The organism is Holospora elegans E1 (assembly GCF_000648275.1).
Classification (GTDB): domain Bacteria; phylum Pseudomonadota; class Alphaproteobacteria; order Holosporales; family Holosporaceae; genus Holospora; species Holospora undulata_A.
This window is the reverse complement of record NZ_BAUP01000137.1, coordinates 1-638: the sequence shown is the minus strand read 5'-3', so window position 1 is coordinate 638 and position 638 is coordinate 1. Positions and strand designations below refer to the sequence as shown.

The window sequence follows — 638 nt, the reverse complement described above, 5'->3', positions numbered from 1 at the left end:
ATGGGGGAAAGCGGTACAAATGTAAAAAATGTGAAAAAAATTTCACGAGGTGCGCCCGAAAAAGACAAGCTCCAAGGCCTCGTTTTATACGCAAGCGGCTTTTCAATGAACCGAATTTCTCAGCTTTTGGTGTCAGCGCGAGCGCTGTTTTGAAGTGGGCGGGCACCTTATAATCAAGTCTATGCGCCAAAACTGAGCCATCCCCAGAAGACAAAGGTATTGTCAAGGAAGTCGATGAATTTTTCATTATTAAAAAAAAGAAGCAAAAAATTTGGATTTTTAAAGCTTATATTTCTAAATCCTATGATCGTGCTGGAAAACGGTTCATCTATTGGGAATTTGCTGATCTCTCGAGTCAAACATTCAAACGACTTTTTGAACGATTATTATTTTATTGCAGAGATCATTGGGCAGGTTTTAATAAAATTATTCCAAGCCCCCCGCCTCTTTCAGGGAAAAGATAAAACGTTTTGTATTAAACAAAATAACACTCAACACCGCCATTGGTTTGCAAGATTTCGTCGAAAAACTCTTGCAAACACACGATAACTTGAAATGCTAGAGGTAACACTGCGTATTTTTGCGGCACTTCACGTTAATAACACTTCGAGAATTAATCTCAATATCTTTGGTTAAAA

Annotated in this window: 1 protein-coding gene and 1 pseudogene; both read left to right on the top strand. The window is 38.1% G+C overall.

The genetic code is table 11. The features are described from left to right. Window positions 1–173, top strand: a pseudogene (locus tag HE1_RS09815) (helix-turn-helix domain-containing protein). A gap of 61 nt (window positions 174–234) precedes the next feature. Next, window positions 235–549 (top strand): IS1 transposase, encoded by a 315-nt coding sequence (locus HE1_RS05575; protein ID WP_035545596.1) that lies wholly within the window; start codon window positions 235–237, stop codon window positions 547–549. Window positions 550–638: the final 89 nt, after the last annotated feature.